14 protein-coding genes are annotated in these 17,316 nt (G+C 70.6%); 6 read left to right on the forward strand and 8 right to left on the reverse strand.

What is annotated here, in order from left to right:
- Positions 1–5: 5 nt before the first annotated feature.
- Complete coding sequence (locus AC3AOF_RS32250; RefSeq protein ID WP_488349158.1) at positions 6–1,052, reverse strand: AraC family transcriptional regulator; 1,047 nt, start codon at positions 1,050–1,052, stop codon at positions 6–8.
- Positions 1,053–1,285: 233 nt separating this feature from the next.
- On the opposite strand from AC3AOF_RS32250, the gene AC3AOF_RS32255 reads away from it, so the two are divergent.
- Complete coding sequence (locus tag AC3AOF_RS32255) at positions 1,286–1,750, forward strand: cupin domain-containing protein (protein WP_236993313.1); 465 nt, start codon at positions 1,286–1,288, stop codon at positions 1,748–1,750.
- A 155-nt stretch (positions 1,751–1,905) separates the two neighbouring features.
- Here the strand turns inward: AC3AOF_RS32255 and AC3AOF_RS32260 are convergent, their stop codons facing one another.
- From AC3AOF_RS32260 to AC3AOF_RS32270, 3 genes are all read right to left on the reverse strand, one after another.
- Positions 1,906–3,693 (reverse strand): flavin-containing monooxygenase, encoded by a 1,788-nt coding sequence (locus AC3AOF_RS32260; RefSeq protein ID WP_488349159.1) that lies wholly within the window; start codon positions 3,691–3,693, stop codon positions 1,906–1,908.
- A gap of 277 nt (positions 3,694–3,970) precedes the next feature.
- Entirely contained in the window at positions 3,971–5,647 is a 1,677-nt protein-coding gene (locus AC3AOF_RS32265) for a N,N-dimethylformamidase beta subunit family domain-containing protein (protein WP_236993311.1), read from the reverse strand.
- A 107-nt stretch (positions 5,648–5,754) separates the two neighbouring features.
- Entirely contained in the window at positions 5,755–7,002 is a 1,248-nt protein-coding gene (locus AC3AOF_RS32270; protein ID WP_442919393.1) for an aminotransferase class III-fold pyridoxal phosphate-dependent enzyme, read from the reverse strand.
- A gap of 380 nt (positions 7,003–7,382) precedes the next feature.
- Here AC3AOF_RS32270 and AC3AOF_RS32275 point away from each other — a divergent pair, with 380 nt between their 5' ends.
- From AC3AOF_RS32275 to AC3AOF_RS32295, 5 genes are all read left to right on the forward strand, one after another.
- A complete protein-coding gene (locus tag AC3AOF_RS32275; protein ID WP_236993310.1) occupies positions 7,383–8,498 on the forward strand; it encodes an ABC transporter ATP-binding protein in 1,116 nt (371 codons plus the stop codon).
- Positions 8,499–8,557: 59 nt separating this feature from the next.
- Positions 8,558–9,388: an ABC transporter permease gene (locus AC3AOF_RS32280; protein ID WP_442919403.1), complete on the forward strand. Its 831-nt coding sequence runs from the start codon at positions 8,558–8,560 to the stop codon at positions 9,386–9,388.
- Positions 9,385–10,179 carry an ABC transporter permease gene (locus AC3AOF_RS32285; RefSeq protein ID WP_488349160.1) on the forward strand — a complete coding sequence of 265 codons (795 nt, stop codon included), beginning with the start codon at positions 9,385–9,387 and terminating at the stop codon, positions 10,177–10,179. The genes AC3AOF_RS32280 and AC3AOF_RS32285 overlap by 4 nt, the downstream gene beginning before the upstream one ends.
- Before the next feature lie 156 nt (positions 10,180–10,335).
- Positions 10,336–11,373, forward strand: coding sequence for an extracellular solute-binding protein (locus tag AC3AOF_RS32290; RefSeq protein WP_488349454.1), 1,038 nt, complete (start codon positions 10,336–10,338; stop codon positions 11,371–11,373).
- Positions 11,374–11,511: 138 nt separating this feature from the next.
- Entirely contained in the window at positions 11,512–12,231 is a 720-nt protein-coding gene (locus tag AC3AOF_RS32295) for a TetR/AcrR family transcriptional regulator (RefSeq protein ID WP_488349161.1), read from the forward strand.
- 18 nt (positions 12,232–12,249) lie between these two features.
- Here AC3AOF_RS32295 and AC3AOF_RS32300 read toward each other — a convergent pair whose 3' ends face one another.
- The 4 genes from AC3AOF_RS32300 to AC3AOF_RS32315 form a co-directional block, all read right to left on the reverse strand.
- Entirely contained in the window at positions 12,250–13,116 is an 867-nt protein-coding gene (locus AC3AOF_RS32300; protein WP_488349162.1) for an isocitrate lyase/PEP mutase family protein, read from the reverse strand.
- Between the two features lie 259 nt (positions 13,117–13,375).
- On the reverse strand, positions 13,376–14,749 hold the full coding sequence (locus AC3AOF_RS32305; protein WP_488349163.1) for an MFS transporter: 1,374 nt from the start codon (positions 14,747–14,749) through the stop codon (positions 13,376–13,378).
- Between the two features lie 56 nt (positions 14,750–14,805).
- A complete protein-coding gene (locus AC3AOF_RS32310; RefSeq protein WP_488349164.1) occupies positions 14,806–15,726 on the reverse strand; it encodes a hydroxymethylglutaryl-CoA lyase in 921 nt (306 codons plus the stop codon).
- A gap of 319 nt (positions 15,727–16,045) precedes the next feature.
- Positions 16,046–17,308 (reverse strand): CaiB/BaiF CoA transferase family protein, encoded by a 1,263-nt coding sequence (locus tag AC3AOF_RS32315; RefSeq protein ID WP_488349165.1) that lies wholly within the window; start codon positions 17,306–17,308, stop codon positions 16,046–16,048.
- Positions 17,309–17,316 lie beyond the last annotated feature (8 nt).

A 17,316-nucleotide genomic window follows, 5' to 3' on the forward strand; every position in this document is an offset into this window, starting at 1 on the left:
GCGCGTCAGCCCCGGCGCTTGAGCAATGTCTGGGACGGGGCCTCGCCGAAGCGGTCGCGATAGGCCGCCGCGGCGCGGCCGAGATGGTTGAGCCCGACGCCCAGCGCCAGGTCGCCCACCTTCGCCTCCGGGTCGGCGGCGAGGATCAGGGCCCGCCACCGGTCGAGGCGCTGGGCCAGGATGAAGTCGGAGATCGTGCTGTCGCGGAACTGCCGGAAACCGTCCTGGAGCGAGCGCATGCTGCTCCCGGCCCTCTCGGCGAGATGCGGCAGGCTCAGAGCGGAATCGAGATGCGCCCGGATGTACTCCTCGGCCCGCCGGACATGCGCGGGCGCCACCGAGACGCGCTGCGCCTGCGCCGGCACGGCCCCGCCGCGTTCGAGCATGTGGCCGACGAGCAGCGTGACGAAGGCGGAGGCCAGTTCGCGCTCGACCGCGTCGGGCGCGGAGCCCGGCCACTCGCGGCTCTCCGCCAGGTGCTGGACCAGCCGGGCCTGGGACAGGATCGCGGCGCCGCGGGGGTGAAGCAGGTCGATCGCCGGATCGAAGTCGAACGGGCGCGGGACCCGGTCGAGCACCCGGACGACGTGCTCCTCCAGAAGCCCGCGCGGCACGAGCACGATGAGCTTCTGGCAGCCCGCCTCCCACACCATGCGGGTGGGCAGGGCCGGCGAGAGCAGGGTGGCGCGGCCGCGATCGGCGAGGGTCTCGTGGGCGCCGTTGCGCACCAGGGCAGAGCCCGCCAGCGGAATCTGGAGCAGGAAGAAGCGGTCGAGGCAGCCCGGATCGATCTCCACCCGGGCGCCGTAGGAGACGAAGTTGATCGTCAGGCCGCCGAAGGCCGCGGAATGATGCCGGGCCTCGAACCGCGCAGCCGTGCCGGGATCGGCGAGGATCAGGCCGTGCGGACAGAAGATCCGCCCGATCTGCTCGCGCGCCAGGTCGGGATCCCGCGTCGCCACGACGGGGAAGCGCGCCAGCGGCAGGGCGGCTCCCGCGATCATGTGCGGATCGGCAACCATGCGCGGATCGGATGGCGTCTCGTCGTCCATGGCGAAGAACCGGTCGTCCGGACCCGAGAGGGGAGAATGCCCGTCGTGTCGAAACCTGCACAAGGCCCCGCCGCCACCGGACCTCCGTTTTCTGCGTGGATCGGATTTCTGCGTGAAGTGGACAGGGCCGGCGCGCGGCGGATCGCCTTGGCCGACATGGGTTCTCGGCCTTCACAAGAGAATCCGCGCAACCTCGAATTCAATCTTCGAAACCGCAGCACAGCGAGGACGACATGAGCGAGAACGGACCGCTTCCGGCACGGATCACGAGGTCGGGCGAGGGGATCGACGGGACCGTGTGGAACATCCTCGGACATACCTATACGTTCAAGGCGAATTGCGACAGCGCCTTCTCCTTCGAGACCTACGACCCGCCGGGCACGTTCGTGCCGCCGCACATCCACCCGACGCAGGACGAGTTCATCTACGTCCTGGAGGGGACCTTCGATCTCTATCTCGACGGGGAGTGGCTCCAGGCCCGGGCCGGCGACCTGGTCTGCATGCCGATGGGCAAGCCGCACGCCTATTACAACCGCACCGACACGCCCAACCGCGCGATCTTCTGGGTGAGCCCGGGGCGCAAGCTGAAGCAGCTGTTCGACCTGCTCCACGACCTCACCGATCCGGAGGAGGTGGTGCGCCGCTCCGCCGCCTGCGAGGTCGACTTCCTGCCGCCGGGCTCGGTTCCGGGCGCCTGAGCCGGCCCGCCGGGACCACGACGCGACGGCGGCGGCCCGGGCGCCGCCGCATCCGCGACAGGGACATCACACCTGTGGGGGCACCGTCTCGCCACGCATCGCGGGACTGCGAGGAACGGGCTCTCGAGAGCCGGCATGCCCCCGGCCGGCAGCGCTCAAGCCCGTGCCTCGCTCGGCGAGGGCGGCCCGACCGGCAGGCCCTCGTAGCGCGCCTTCAACTGGAGGGCCAGGTAGCGCGAGAAGTGGCGCGACTGCTGGAGGTTGCCGCCGTGGAACCACAGCCCTGCCTGCGCGGTCGGCGTCCACATGTTGCGCAATTCGCCGTGCCAGGGGCCGGGATCGCGCGCCGTGCCCGAGCCGATGCCCCAGCACGGGCCGACCCGCGCGGCGACCTCCGGCGAGATCAGCCGCGCCGCCCAGTCGGTCATCGGGCCGTAGCCGGTGGCGGAGACGACGAGGTCGGCCGGCAGCACCGTGCCGTCGTCGAGCACCACGGCCTCCTCGGTCAGGTGGCTCACGCCCCGGCCGCTCGCGAGCCGGATCTCGCCCGAGGCGATCAGCCCGGAGGCCCCGACATCGATGTAGTAGCCCGATGCCCGGCGCGGATACATCATGCCGATGCCGGTCTCGTCCTCGCCGAAGGTCAGGAGGAAGCCCGCCTTCTCGAGGGCGGCGTAGAACGCCGAATCCTCGTCGCGGATGCGGCGCATCACCGGCTTCAGGAGGTCGGGCAGCAGCGCGTAGGGCGTCGAGGCGGCGATGAGGTCCGCCCGGTCGGCGTCGATCCCGGCGGCGACCGCCTCCTCGGAATAGAGCGGGCGGCCGTGGCGCTGGAGGCTCTCGGCCCGCACCACCAGCGTGGGGGAGCGCTGCACCATCGTGACCGCGGCGCCGTGCTCCCACAGGTCGGCGGCGATGTCGTGGGCGGAGTTGTTCGCCCCCACCACGACGCATCGCTTGCCCGCGAAGGCCGCGCCGCCCGGGTGGCGGCTCGAATGGTGATGGGCGCCGCGGAAGCGCTCCATGCCCGGCCAGTCCGGCTCGTTCGGCACGCCCGAGAGGCCGGTGGCGAGGACGAGGTGCTTGGGGCGCAACGCCACGACCCTGCCCTCGCGCTCGACCGTGACCGTCCACTCGCCGCGTCCCGCGTCGTAGGCGGCGGAGCGGCAGGTGGTGGCGTACCAGCCGTCCAGCTCCATGATCGACGCATAGGCTTCGAGCCAGTCGCCCATCTTGTCCTTGGGCGTGTAGATCGGCCAGTGCTCGGGAAAGGGCAGGTACGGCATGTGGTCGTACCAGACCGGATCGTGCAGGCAGAGCGAGCGGTAGCGCCGCCGCCAGGCGTCGCCCGGCCTCGCCGAGCCATCGACGATCAGGGTCGGCACGCCGAGGCGCTTCAACCGCGCGGCGAGCCCGAGCCCGCCCTGGCCGCCGCCGACGATCAGGCACCAGGGCTGGCGGTCGAGGCCGAGGCGCGCGTCGTCGGCGCGCCGGTCGGCCCAGGTCCGGCGGCCGCGGATCGCGCCGTGCTCGGTGCCGGCCTCGCGGGTCGGGCCCCGACGCTCCTCGAATCCCTTCAGCTCGCGCAAGGCCGTGAACAGCGTGCGGGCGAGGCCGTCGACCAGCCGGACCTGGCCGATGCCGCGCCCCAGCCGCGTCTCGAAGCGGAACCAAGCCTCCACCGTGTCGCCGGCGCGGGAAGCCGGGCGGTCGAGGATGAAGCTCCCGGCTCGCGTGCCCGAGGCCGTGGCGGCCGCGCGCTCCCGGATCGCCGGCCGGCCCTCGACCGTGGCGATGGTCCAGGTGAAGGCGACGAAGTCGCGCCACCAGCATTCGGGGGCGAACAGGGCCGCGACGGCGGAGGCGTCGTCGGCCGAGAGATGTTTTGCGAGCTGATCGAGCCAGGCTTGCGCGAGGGCGTTCGGGTCGGCCTCGTTCGTCATCGGCATACCCTCTATTTCAACAGACTGAGATCGTACCGAGATTCACAAACACTGTTGCTCCCATTCCCGACCTCATCCTGAGGTGCGACCGAAGTGAGCCTCGAAGGAGGGCTCCAGGGAGCACGGAGATTTCTGGAACCCTCCTTCGAGGTGAGTCGATCGTCGGTCGCGTGCGATCTCCGATCGCCGACACCTCAGGATGAGGCCGTGGGGAGGACGAACCGTGCCGGCGCCGCCACACCTGCAAAGTCGACACGGTCTCGACTCGGCATCCGTCTCAGCGTCCCCTGCCCCCACCCGAGAACCGGTCGAGGGCGTTGCGGGTGACGGCTTGCGTGAAGGGGTCGTGACGGGTGAGGCCCATGATCCACTCGCAGGAGCCGGCGGTGAGCACCTCGCCCTTGCCGCGCGGCATGCCCACCAGCATGCCCGACCCGTACTGGAACTTTCGCCGCGCGACCGAATACGCGTCGGCTGCCAGCTCGGCGAGGCCGTTGAGGTCGCCGTCGCGCACGTAATAGCGCGTGCCCTCGCCCTCGTGCTCGTACTCGAACAAGACCGCCGGGCTCATCGCCAGGATCTCGATGGTGTCCGGCACGCCGGGGGCCGGCACCGGATAGGGCAGGCCCTGCCGGAAGGTGTAGTCGAGCCCGTCGACCTCGTAGCCGAAGATGCCGGCCTCGGCCCCGAACACGTCGGCGTAGCGCAGGTCGGTGCCGGCGAAGGCCCAGTGCTCCGGCCGGTAGACCGTGAAGCCGCGCGACCCCCGCGGGGCGAACCCGCCCCAGCTGCCATACATGCCGTGGCAGCCGTTGACGCCGACCGTCGAGGCGCCGGGCCAGGCGACGCCGCCGCTCTCCCACGAGGCCGTCAGCAGGTGCTTTCGCGAAGGATCGTCGCGCACCGGGTCCATGGTCGGCGCCTTGAACTTCCAGCAGACCTGCCGGGCGCCCTCGTCCTCGAGCCGGATCTGCCACAGGAAGTTGCCGCCGAACCGGGCAAAGCCCCCTCCCCGCTCGACGAAGTCCTCCACGCGCCGGCGCATCTCCCACGACCAGTACTCGTCGTGCCCGCAGGTCACGAGGCAGGAATACTCGTCGAGGATCTCGGGCCGCAGGTGCAGGTCGGTCTGGGTGACGATGTCGAAGGCGTAGCCCTCGCGCTCGGCCCAGACGGCGAAGTGGCGGTCGAACTGCGCCCAGCCGGCGGCGGCGTAGTACTGGCCCCAGCCGCCGGAATAGCCCCACTCCTTGGAGGGATAGCGGGTGACGTCGTTCATGTCCGGCAGCGGCGAGACGGTGATGCGGGCCGCGCCCTTAGGCAGCCAGAGCATCCCGCGGGTCCAGGGCCGCTTCAGGCTCAGGATCGGCGAGCCCTCGTTCCGGTTCGGGCCCCAGGTGCCGAAATAGTGGTTGGCGCCGCCCCAGTCGTTGTAGGCGGTCCAGGTGCCGGTCGCGAGCATCAGGAGGATGCGGCCCGACCGCGTCGCCTTCGTCGGCCGCACCACCACGAAATGATGCTGGACGAAGCGCTCGCCGTCCCGGCGCCGGCAGGTCGAGACCACGCGGTAGAGGCCCGACCGGGCACCCTCGGGAATCGTCCAGGTATGGACCACCGGCCAGTCGCAGCCGTCGCGATAGGCGGTCTCGGAGGTCTTGGTGAAGGTGCCGGGCAGGTCGAACGCCTCGTGCATCATCTGCGGCGCGACGCCGTCGCGGTAGATCTGGATCGACCAGGTCTCGGCGGTGGTCGAGCCGTAGAACGCCACCGTCTCGCCCGGATCGAACGACATCCGGTCGGTGCAGACGAAGACCTCGGCGAGGTCCGGGTCCTCGCGCGGGAACTGGAAGCGGTAATCCGACAGGAAATGCTCGTCGGCATACCCTTTGCGCACCGCCCAGGGCTTGACCGCGTGGGACCCGTTCTCCGGATGGACGAAGGGGGGCTGCGTCATGTCGGTCGGCTCCGCGTCGGGATCGCGTCGTTCCGGGGGTCAGACGGTCTCGGAGTTCAGACGGTCTCGGGGCTCAGGCAGTCTCGGGGCTCAGGCGGTCTTGGGTCTCAGGCGGTCCGAGACTTGGCGAGCGCCCGGAAGGCGCCCTCCGTCGCCGCCAACGCCGTGTCGATCACCGCCGGCGTGTGGGCGAGCGACAGGAACATGTTGTGGCGGTGGTGCAGGTAGACGCCGCGGTGGAGCGCCTCGAGGCAGAACGCCTCGCCGAGCGCCGCCTCGGGGTCGTCGCGAAACAGCATCACGGGCATCGCCGGTGGGCCGGTGATGTCGAGGGAAAAGCCGTGGCGGGAGGCCTGCTCCATCAGGCCGTCGCGGAAGCGGACGCCTGCGGCCTCCAGCACCCGGGGGGCGTCGACGCGCTTCAGCTCGTTCAGCGTCGCGACGGCCGCCGCCATCGGTGCGCCGGCATACCAGAACGAGCCGGTGACGAAGAGGCGCGACGCGGCCTCGCGGAAGCGATCGCTGCCGGTGACGGCGGCCAGCGGCTGGCCGTTGGCGATCGCCTTGGAATAGCCGGCGAGGTCGGGCCGCACGCCCACCCGTTCCCAGCTGCCGCCGAGATCGAGCCGGAATCCCGCCCGCACGTCGTCGACGACGAGGGCCGCGCCGGTTCGGTCGCAGGCCGCCCGCGCCGCCGCCGCGAAGGCTCGGGTCGGCAGTTCCTGCGCCTGGCCGATATCGTGCCGGAAGGCCGAGACCAGGATCGCCGCGAGGTCGTCGCCCGCCTGCGCCACCGCCTCCTCCAGGCTCGCGACGTCGTTGTAGCGGTAGTGGACCAGGTGGGCGCGGTCCTCCGCGGTGACGCCGACGAGGGAGGGCGAGCACCAGGGGACGGCCCCGTGATAGGCGCCGCGCGCGGCCAGCACCTTGCGGCGTCCGGTCCCGGCGCGGGCCAGCGTCACGCAGGTCGTCATCGCGTCCGAGCCGTTCTTCTGGAACATCGCCCAGTCGGCGTGCGGGATCATCGCCACCAGGGTCTCGGCCAGGTCGACCGCGTGCGGCGTCGGGCCGTCGAGGCAATCGCCGCGCTCCTGCTCGCGCCGGACCGCCTCCGACACCGCCGGATGGCGGTGGCCGAGGATGATCGGCCCCCAGGCGCACATGAAGTCGATGTAGCGGCGCCCGTCCGCGTCCTCGACCGTGGCGCCCTCCCCGCCGACGAAGAATTGCGGATAGCCCCGCGGGACCGCCGCCGCGCGCTGGTGGCCCCACATCCCGCCCGGGATCACCCGGGCGGCGCGCGCCCGCAGGCCGGCATCGCCCGTCGGCTCAGGTCCCTCGACCATGCTCGGCATCGGACAGGATCCTTCCGGCTCGGCGTCGCCGGCATTCCACGGCCGCCATCGGTGGGCCCGAGCATCCGCCGATGCCGGGCCATGTCAAGCGAAATGGTCCGATAAAGCCATATGAAATTCGATTACTGCGGGGCGGGGGCCATTGCCACGGGAGGCCCCCGGCCCGGGCCACCGAGACAGATCCCGCGATCCGTACACAGAAACGGCGGCTCGTCCTGCGCTAGATGAGCCGAAAGCATCGTCTTCACATCGATTGCACTCTCGGAGCGATCTTGCGCGGCGCTGCCCACCAGACGGGCGCCGCCCGCCAAAAATCGTGCTTTGAAATTCGGCTAAACTCGGCTTCAATGACCCATCGCCTCAGCCGAGAGGGACGCGGCATGCTCGCCATCGGGGCCATCGCGGGAGGGCCGGGCGCCTCCGCGGCGACGACGGGCGCGGCGATCAGCGTCCGCGGCCTGACGCGCCGCTTCGGGTCGGTCGTCGCCGTCGACGACGTCTCGCTGGAGATCGCCGCGGGCGAGTTCATCGCGCTCCTCGGGCCCTCCGGCTCGGGCAAGTCGACCGTGCTGATGAGCCTCGCCGGCTTCGACCTACCGGATGCCGGCCGCATCCTGATCGGGGGCGAGGATTGCACGCGCCTGCCGCCGCACAGGCGCAACGTCGGCATGGTCTTCCAGCACTACACGCTGTTCCCGCACCTGAGCGTGGCCGACAACGTCGCCTTCCCGCTCAAGATGCGCGGGCTCGGCCGGGCCGAGCGGCGCGCCCGGGCCGAGGCGGCGCTGGAGGTGGTGCGGCTGTCCGGCTTCGGCGCGCGGATGCCGCGCCAGCTCTCGGGCGGCCAGCAGCAGCGCGTCGCGCTCGCCCGCGCCATCGTCTACCGGCCGCGCGTGCTCCTGATGGACGAGCCGCTCTCGGCCCTCGACAAGAACCTGCGCGAGGAGATGCAGATCGAGATCAAGCGGCTGCATGCCGAGCTCGGGATCACCATCGTGTTCGTCACCCACGACCAGGGCGAGGCCCTGACGATGGCCGACCGGGTCGCGATCCTCCGGGCCGGGCGCGTGCAGCAGATCGCTCCGGCGCGGGAACTCTACGAGCGGCCCGCCACCCTGTTCGCGGCCGGCTTCATCGGCGACATGAACCGGATTCCCGTGACCTGGGACGGGCGGGCGGCCCGCCTCGCCGGCCGGGCGCTGGCCCTGGGCGCGGAGGCCGCACTCTCGCCCGTCCCGGCCGGGCCGGCGATCCTCGCGGTGCGGCCGGAGCGGATCGGCGTCGCCTCCGCCGACCGGCCGGACGCCCTGCCGGCCACGATCACCGACGTGGTCTATGGCGGAGCCGGCACCCTCGTCATCGCGACGCTCGACGACGGCGCGTCGATGCGGGCGCGGGTGCCGAGCGCCGAGTTGTCTGCGCTCGCCCCCGGGACCCGCGTCGGGCTCGTCGTTCCGCCCGGCGCCGCCCTGCTCTATCCGGCGGAGGCGTCATGAGGGACGTCGTGCGGCCAGGTTTCTTGCGGCCAGGCTTCTTCCAGCCGCGCGGGCGGCGGATGTCGAAGGCGGCGATCTCCGGCCTGATGCTGCCGTTCTTCTCGCTGCTCGTCCTCGCCTTCCTGTACCCGCTCCTCAGCCTGCTCGCGATCTCGGTGACCGAGCCGCAGCCGGGGCTCGCCCAGTACGCCCGGGTCTTCGAGAACCCGGTCTACGCCACGGTGCTGCTGCGCACCCTGCGCGTCGCGCTCCTCGTGAGCGTGCTGTCCCTGGTCCTGGCCTTCCCGGTCGCCGCCCTGATGGCGCGCTCCAAGGGACCGAAGCTTGCGCTGATCACCGCCTGCATCCTCCTGCCGTTCTGGTCCTCGGTGCTGGTGCGTACCGCCGCCTGGGCGGTGCTGCTCCAGCGCAACGGGCTGGTGAACGGCCTCCTCACCGGGCTCGGCCTCACCGACGCACCGGTCAAGCTCCTCTACACCCAAGGCGCCGTGGTGGTGGCGATGACCCACGTGCTGATGCCCTTCATGGTGCTGCCGATCTACGGGGCCTTGCGCAATATCCCGCCCGACCTGACCCGGGCCGCCGCGATCTGCGGCGCGGGGCCCGCCCGGGCCTTCCGCGAGGTGACGCTGCCGCTCGCCCTGCCGGGCGTGACCGGCGGCTTCATCCTCGTATTCCTGTCGGCGCTCGGCTACTTCATCACCCCCTCGCTCCTCGGCTCGCCGCAGGAGATGATGATCGCCACTCTGATCTCGCAGCAGATCCGCGAGAACCTCGATTGGCCGTTCGCCGCGGCGCTGGTCGGCGTCCTCACCCTGTTCGTCACCGGCATCACCCTCGCCTTCGGCCGATTGTTCCGGTTCGACCGCCTGATGGGAGCCCGGGCATGAGGCAGCGCCTCCTCGACGCGGCGGTCGCGGCGATCCTCGCCTTCGTGCTGATGCCGATCCTGATCGTCCTGCCGATGGCCTTCAGCGAGACGACCTATCTCGCCTTCCCGCCCAAGGGCTTCACCACGCAGTGGTTCCACGAGTTCTTCGACGACCGGCGCTGGATGGGGGCCCTGCGCTTCAGCCTGGAGATCGCCGCCGCGACCGCGCTTCTCGCGACGACGATCGGCACCATGGCGTCCTACGCGCTCCTGCGCGGCGCCGGCGCGATCGGCACGGTCTTCCGGGCCCTCCTCGTCGGGCCGATCGTGGTGCCGCACATCGCGCTCGCCGTGGCGCTCTACCTGTTCTTCCAGAGAGTCGGGCTCGGCGGCACCCGCCTCGGCTACGTGCTCGCGCATGCCGTCATCGCGATGCCGTTCGTGGTGCTCACCGTGACGGCGGCGCTCGCCAGCGTCGATCCGGCGCTCGAGGACGCGGCGATGATCTGCGGCGCTCCCCGCTTCACCGCCTTCCGGCTGGTGACGTTGCCGCTGATCCTGCCCAACGTCGTGTCGGGGGCGCTCTTCGCCTTCATCATCTCGTTCGACGAGCCGGTCGTGGCCTTCTTCCTCGCCGGCATCCGCGACAAGACCCTGCCCAGGATGATGTTCGACGACATCGAGCAGAACCTGACGCCGGTCGTCCCGGCGATCGCCGTGCTGCTGACCGGCCTGTCGGTCGCCGTCCTGGTCGGCGCCGCGCTCCTGGCCCGGCTCGGCCGGACGAGGGCGGCACCGGCAGGGGAGTGATACGAAATCCGGAAGAACACTTCCGGATTTCGTATCACCAGCCCGCGCGGCGCGTGAGCGAAGCCGATTTCCGCATCGCGAAGCGATCAGTCGGAAATCGTACGAGAGGAAGCCGGGCTCCCCCGCCCGGGCATCGACGGGAGGTCACACGTGAGGCTGAAACGGATCGTCGCCGCCGCGCTCGCCGGCACCCTGGCCACGGCCCTGCCCGCCGCTGCCGACGAGGTGGTCATCGCGACCACCGGCGGGCTGATGCGCAACACACTGGAGAAGCTGGTCTACCGGCCCTTCGCCAAGGCGACCGGCACCGAGATCGTACCCTTCGACATCGAGGTGCCGGACCAGTGGGCCCGCGCCGAGGGCATGGTGCGGACGAAGCGGGTCGAGTTCGACATCGTCACGGCGACCGGGCCCGACCTCGTCAGCCGCGCCGACATGCTGATGGACATTCCCTGCGGCGAGCTCGCCCACGTCAAGGAATACGCGCTGCCGGGGGCCTGCCAGCCGAAGGGCGTGGCGCGCACCACCGGCGGCATGGTGCTGACCTACAACAAGACCGCCTTCGGAGGGCGGACACCGAAGAGCTGGGCCGATTTCTGGAACGTCAAGGATTTCCCCGGGCCTCGCGGCCTGCCGGATACCGGCGACCGCGACTGGTGGTTGCCCGCGGTGGCCCTGCTCGCCGACGGCGTGCCGAAGGACAGGCTGTTTCCCCTCGACCTCGATCGCGCCTACGCCAAGCTCGACCGGATCCGCCCCGCCGTCGCCGTGTGGTGGAAGACCGGCAACCAGGTCCAGCAGATCATGCGCGACGGCGAGGTGGTGATGACCATGTCCTATTCGGGCCGGTCGCTCGCCACGATCAAGGACGGCGCGCCCTTCGCCATCGCCTGGGACGGGGCGTTGCGCGACACCGGATACTTCGCGATCCTCAAGGGCGCGCCGAACCCGAAAGGCGCGCTCACGTTCATCGATTACTTCTACCAGGCGTCGGAGAGCCATCCGTCCTTCATGCGCACGGTCGGCTACGCGACGTCCTCCACCAAAGGCCTTGCCGGCCTGCCGGAGGACGAGCAGAAGCTCTTCGCGACCTACCCGGCCAATTACGCCGGGCTCGTCGATCCGGACTTCAAATGGATCGGCGACAATCGTGAGACGCTGCGCGCGCGCTGGACGGCGTGGCTGACGAAGTAGCCCCGTCCGGCGGCCGAGGAACGGCACGACCCTCACCTTTGCCTTTGCCGTGCCGATGCCCTTGCGTCGATGCGGAATCGGTGAGCCAATCGGGTCCCGCCGGAGGATCCCGGCGAACAGGGTGCGCACCGACCCGCGATGGAACAGGAACCGATGGTCGGAAGGGCCGCCCGGCCGATGCGCCGGCGCGGCCAGGCGCGGGCCGCCCTCATCCTGGACGCGACCGAGACCCTGCTGGCCGAGCGCAGCGCCGCGGATATCAGCCTGGCCGACATCGCCGCCGCCTCCGGCGTGCCGCTGCCCTCGGTCTACCACTTCTTTCCCAACCGCAACGCGGCCTTCGAGGCGCTGGCCCTGCGCTTCAACGAGGAGATCTACCGGCGCTCGATCGAGGTGCTGACCGATCCCGAGCCGCAGACCTGGCAGGACCTCCTCGACCGCAAGCACCGTCGCGCGGCCGAGTTCCAGAACGGGCGGCCCGCCGCCCTGCGGCTGTTCCTCGGCGCCGGCGTCAGCGTGGCGGTGCGCAACGCCGACATCACCGGCAATGCCCGCATCGCGCTCAGCCGCGCCCGGATGTTCGAGGCCTATTTCCAGATGCCGCCGATCCCCGGCTTCGTCACCTACCTGGAGATTGCCGCCGCGGCGATGGACGGGGTCTGGGCCCTCTCCTACGGCCGCCATGGATGCATCACGGAGCGATACCGCCAGGAGGCGACGGCCGCGACCATCGCCTATCTGCGACGGTTCCTGCCCGAATTCCTGCCGCGGCGGCCGCTCGAACCCGCGATGCTCGCCCGCATCGAGGTCTCGCCCTCCGAGGTCTCCGTGTCCATGACGGCGGCGGGCGAGCCGTGAGGCGGGCTCCGCAGGGGCTCAGGGGATGCGGTAGCGCGCCTCGCGGGCGTCCCAGGCGTCCTTATCGACCGCCCGCTGGCGCTCCTCGAACGAGGCGAGGCGGTCGGTGACACCGGCGAGCGAGCCGTCACGCCTGAGTGCGCCGAGCACGTCGAAGGACGCCTTCAGCGCGGCCTGCAGTGCGGCGTTGGCGTAGAGCACGATCGAGAAGCCCATCCCGGCCAGCCGCTCGCGTCCCGGATCCGGCGTGCGTCCGCCGAACACGATGTTGGCGACCTGCGGCACCGGCAGGTCGCGGGCGATGCGCGCCAGTTCCTCGACCGAGACCGGCGCCTCGACGAAGGTCGCGTCGGCGCCGGCCTCGATATAGGCCCGCGCCCGCTCGATCGCCCGATCGAGATCCTCTACCGCCCGGGCGTCGGTCCTGGCGATGATCTGGAGGTCGCCGTCGCGCCGCGCATCGACCGCGGCCTTGACCTTCTGCACCATCTCGCCGGCCGGGATCACGTCCTTGCCGGTGAAGTGGCCGCACTTCTTCGGAAAGACCTGGTCCTCGATCTGGATGCCGGCGGCCCCCGCCCGCTCCAGCAGGCGTACGGTGCGCACCATGTTCACGGCGTTGCCGAAGCCGGTATCGGCGTCGACGACGATCGGCAGGCTCACGGCATCGGCCACCGCCGCCACCGCGCTCGCCACCTCGGTGACGGTGGTCAGCCCGATATCCGGCGCCCCCAGATGCATGTTCGCGAGCCCGGCCCCGGTCACGTAGACCGCCTCGAACCCGAGATCCTCGACGACGCGGGCAAACAGGGCGTTGGCAGCTCCGGGCACGCTCACCGCCTCGCGGCGCGCCAGGATCGCCTTCAGGGTCTGGGTGGCCCGCATCGGTTCCGTCATCCTCGACAGTATCGCGCCCCGCCGGCGCGGTTTCAGGGCTCAGCGTCCCGATCGATGGCTCAGGCTCTCGGCCTCGCCACAGTGGCAACAACTGGCGAACTATTTCCTGTCGTTATCATGTCTCCAATCGAGATCCTGCTTTTCTTGTCTTTCCAGATCTCGAACTCACCCGGTCGTTCCGGGATCCGCCGTGCATGGCGACGGCTCCGGGCGCGAGGTCCCCCCCTCGCGCCCGAGGGATGCCGGATCAGCGCTCGACCGCTGCGGGAGCCGGCGCGACGGCCGGATCGTGATCCGGCCGCAGGTCCTCGAGGCTGCGGTTGCGGGTCTCGATGCCGAACAGGCCGACGCAGAGGGCCTGCAGCAGCAGGGCGCCGACCAGCATGGCGAGCACGGGCACGACGCCGCCGGAGGCGTAGAGCCAGACCACCGCTTGCGGGATGAAGATGCCGGCGATCCGCCCCGCCGTGCTGGCGACGCCCGTGCCGCGCAGGCGGTACTCGGTCGGGAAGAGCTCGGGGATGTAGGCCGCGATGCCGAGCGCCACCATCAGGTAGATGCAGGTGAACAGCCCGAAGCCGAAAGCCGTCGCGACCGCGATCGACGGCGCGAGGGTGTAGGCGACGCCGAGAAGAGCGGCGATGAGCGACGTGATGGTCAGGCCGTTGCGCCGGCCGAGGCGCTCGGCGATCAGGGCGCCGAGGCAGGCGCCGACCGGGCCGCCGAGGGACATGAAGGTCGTGTAGCCGAGCGACGAGCCGACGCTGAGTCCCTGCTGGACCAGGAAGGTCGGCACCCAGGCGACGAAGCCGTAGATCGACACGTTGATCATCACGTTGATGACGGTGGCGAGCAGCGTGCGGCGGATCACGGCCTTCCCGAACAGGATCTTGAGGCCGGGATCGGGGCGGGCCGCCACCGCCTCGCGGCGCGGCGCCGGCAGTCTTGCGCCGTAGGTCGCCTCGATCTGGCCGAGAACCCGGTCGGCCTCCTCGGTCCGCCCGACGGATTCGAGCCAGCGCGGGCTCTCCGGCATGCTCTTGCGGGCGTACCAGACGGCAAGCGCCCCGAACCCGGCGATGGCGAACATCGCCCGCCAGCCGAAGGCCGGGATCACCAGGTAGCCGACCAAGGTCGCGGCAAAGAGCGCCGTGTTGGTGATGACCGACAGGTAGGCCGCCCAGCGGCCGCGCTGCGCGGGCGGGATGAATTCGCCGATCGTCGCGTAGCCGATCACGATCTCGGCCCCCAGGCCCACGCCCATGAAGAAGCGCAAGACGATCAGGCTCCACATGTCGGGAGCGAGCACGGCGGCGAGCGAGGCGAGCCCGAAGATCATCAGGTTCGCCTGGTAGGTGAACCGGCGCCCGAACCGGTCGCCGAGGATGCCTGCCGAGAAGCTGCCGATCACCATCCCGATGAAGGTCGCCGAGAGGAAGGCGGCGTTGAGCCTCAGATCCGACCAGCCCTCCTTGACGAGGGCGCCGAGGATGCCGCCCGCCAGGTAGATGTCGAAGCTGTCGAAGAACATCCCGGCGCCGATCAGCCACAGGATCCGGCGGTGGAAGCCGGAGATCGGCAGGCGGTCGAGGCGCGCCCCGGCCGAGAACGTCGGTGCCATCTCTTCAGGTCCCCTTCCCTCTTCCCGCCGCTCTCGGGCGGGCTCGTTCGTGGTCGTCAGGCCGCCAGGATCGCGGGCCAGGGCGTGACGTGGGCGCCGTGGCCCGGCAGGCGCCGCCCCATCTCGCCCTCGAGCCAGAGGGTCGCGTCGCGCAAATGCTCGAGCGAGATGCCGGTCGCGACGCCGTCGCGCTCCAGCATCGAGGCGAGGTCTTCCGTGGCGATGTTGCCGGTGGCGCCCGGTGCGAACGGGCAGCCACCCAGTCCCCCCAGGCTCGAATCCAGCACCGTGACGCCGGAGCGGAGCGCCGCATCGGCATTGGCGTAGCCGGTGTTGCGGGTGTTGTGAAAATGCGCCCGCAGCGGCAGGCCGGGCAGCGCCTGCGCCAGGGCGGCGAAACGCTCCTCGACCGCCCGCGGCGTCGCGACGCCGATCGTGTCGGCGAGCGAGATCTCGTCGATGCCGCTCTCCGCCAGCGCCCGGGCGATCGCGATCACGCGGTCGAGCGGCACCTCGCCCTCGAACGGGCAGCCGAACGCCACCGCGATCGTGACCGAGCGGAACAGGCCGGCTTTCTCCGCACGCTGGCCGAGGCCGGCCCAGGTCTCGACGAGGCCGCGGGCGGTCGTGCCCTGGTTGCGCGCCGCCATCGTGTCCGTCGCCACCGCCACGAAGCTGATCTCGCGCAACCCCGCCGCCAGCGCCCGCTCGAAGCCGCGCGCGTTGAGGACGAGGCCGGAGACGCTGACCCCCGGCAGGCCGACGACGCGGGCCAACACCGCCTCGGCATCGGCCATCTGCGGCACGCGTTTCGGGTTGACGAAGCTCGCGGCCTCGATCCGCCGCAGGCCCGCCCCCGCGAGCCGCCGGATCATCTCGACCTTGGCGTCGGTCGAGAGGTGGCGGCTGTCGTTCTGCAGGCCGTCGCGGGGGCCGACCTCGACGATGTCGACGGCTTTGGGGCGCGGGGTGGTCATGGTCGTCGTCTCCATGCTTGGGTCGGGGCGCGCCAGCGGTGGACGCATAGTCGTCGGTAACGGGCCTGCATGATTCTTCCCGCCCACGACCTCATCCTGAGGTGCCGAAGCGAGGCGTAGGCCTCGAAGGAGGGCTCCAGAAGCCGCCGCGATCACTGGAGCCCTCCTTCGAGGTCAGTCGATCTACAATCGACTGACACCTTAGGATGAGGTCTTGGACAGGAGAAGAAAATTTCTCACGGGACTATCATTGCGGACCAAACGAACTCTCGCTCTGGATGCGTCAGCTTCATTCTGGTGTGTCGGCGGCGATGGATCCTTAAGCTCTGCTTCGCGGCCCATGGACGACGTCGAGACAGGTGCCGCCGATCACCCGGCCCTCGACCAGCCGCGCCCGCTCCGCCTCGCTCAAGCCGAGGAGCCCGCCGAAAATCTCGGCATTGTGCTGGCCAAGTTCCGGCCCGGCAGAGACCACCCGGCCCGGATTGGACGAGAGGCGCGGCGCCACGTTCTGCATCTTGAGGGTGCCGAACAGCGGATGCGCCACGTCGACGATGGTCTGGCGCGCCTTGAAGTGGGCGTCCTCCAGCATCTCGGGGGCGCGGTAGATGTCGCCGCGGGGCACGCCGGCCTCGTCGAGGATACGGCCGAGTTCCTCGCGCTCGAAGCCGGCCGTCCAGGCGGCGATCAGGGCGTCGAGCTCGGCCTGGCGCTTCCCGCGCTCGGTGTGGGTGGCATAATGCGGATCGGTGGCGAGCTCCGGCCGGCCCATCACCGCGGCAAGGCGCCGGAACACGCTGTCCTGGTTGGCGGCGATCAGCACGTAGACGCCGCTCTTCGTCGGATAGACGTTCGAGGGCGCGATGTTGGGCAGGATCGCGCCGGTGCGCTCGCGGATGTAGCCGGTCTTGTCGTATTCGGTGACGAGGTTCTCCATCACGGCGAGCACCGCCTCGTAGATCGCGCTGTCGACGACCTGGCCGCGGCCGGTGCGGGTGCGGGCATGCAAAGCCATCAGCCCGCCGACGCAGGCGAAGGTGGCCGCCAGCGTGTCGCCGATCGAGATGCCGGCGCGCGACGGCGGGTGCGAGGGATCGCCCGCGACGTAGCGCATCCCGCCCATCGCCTCGCCGATCGCCCCGTAGCCGGCCTTCTGGGAGTAGGGCCCGGTCTGGCCGTAGCCGGAGACGCGGATCATGATGAGCCGCGGGTTGATTGCCGACAGGGCGTCGTAGCCGAGCCCCCATTTCTCCATCGTGCCGGGCCGGAAGTTCTCGATCAGGATGTCGGTGCGCGCGACGAGCTGCCGGATCAGGTCCTGGCCCGCCGCCTCGCGGGCGTTGATCTCGATCGATTTCTTGTTGCGGGCGATGACCGGCCACCACAGCGACTGGCCGTGCGGCTTCTCGCGGCCCCATTCCCGCATCGGGTCGCCGGCGCCCGGCGGCTCGATCTTGATGACCTCGGCGCCGAAATCGGCGAGCAGCTGACCGCAGAACGGGCCGGCGAGGAGCTGGCCCATCTCGAGGACGCGCAGGTCCGACAGGGCTGGCGCTGCGGCAGGGTCTATGGTCTGGATCATCGGGCGTT

The organism is Methylobacterium sp. 142-1Y (assembly GCF_057747795.1).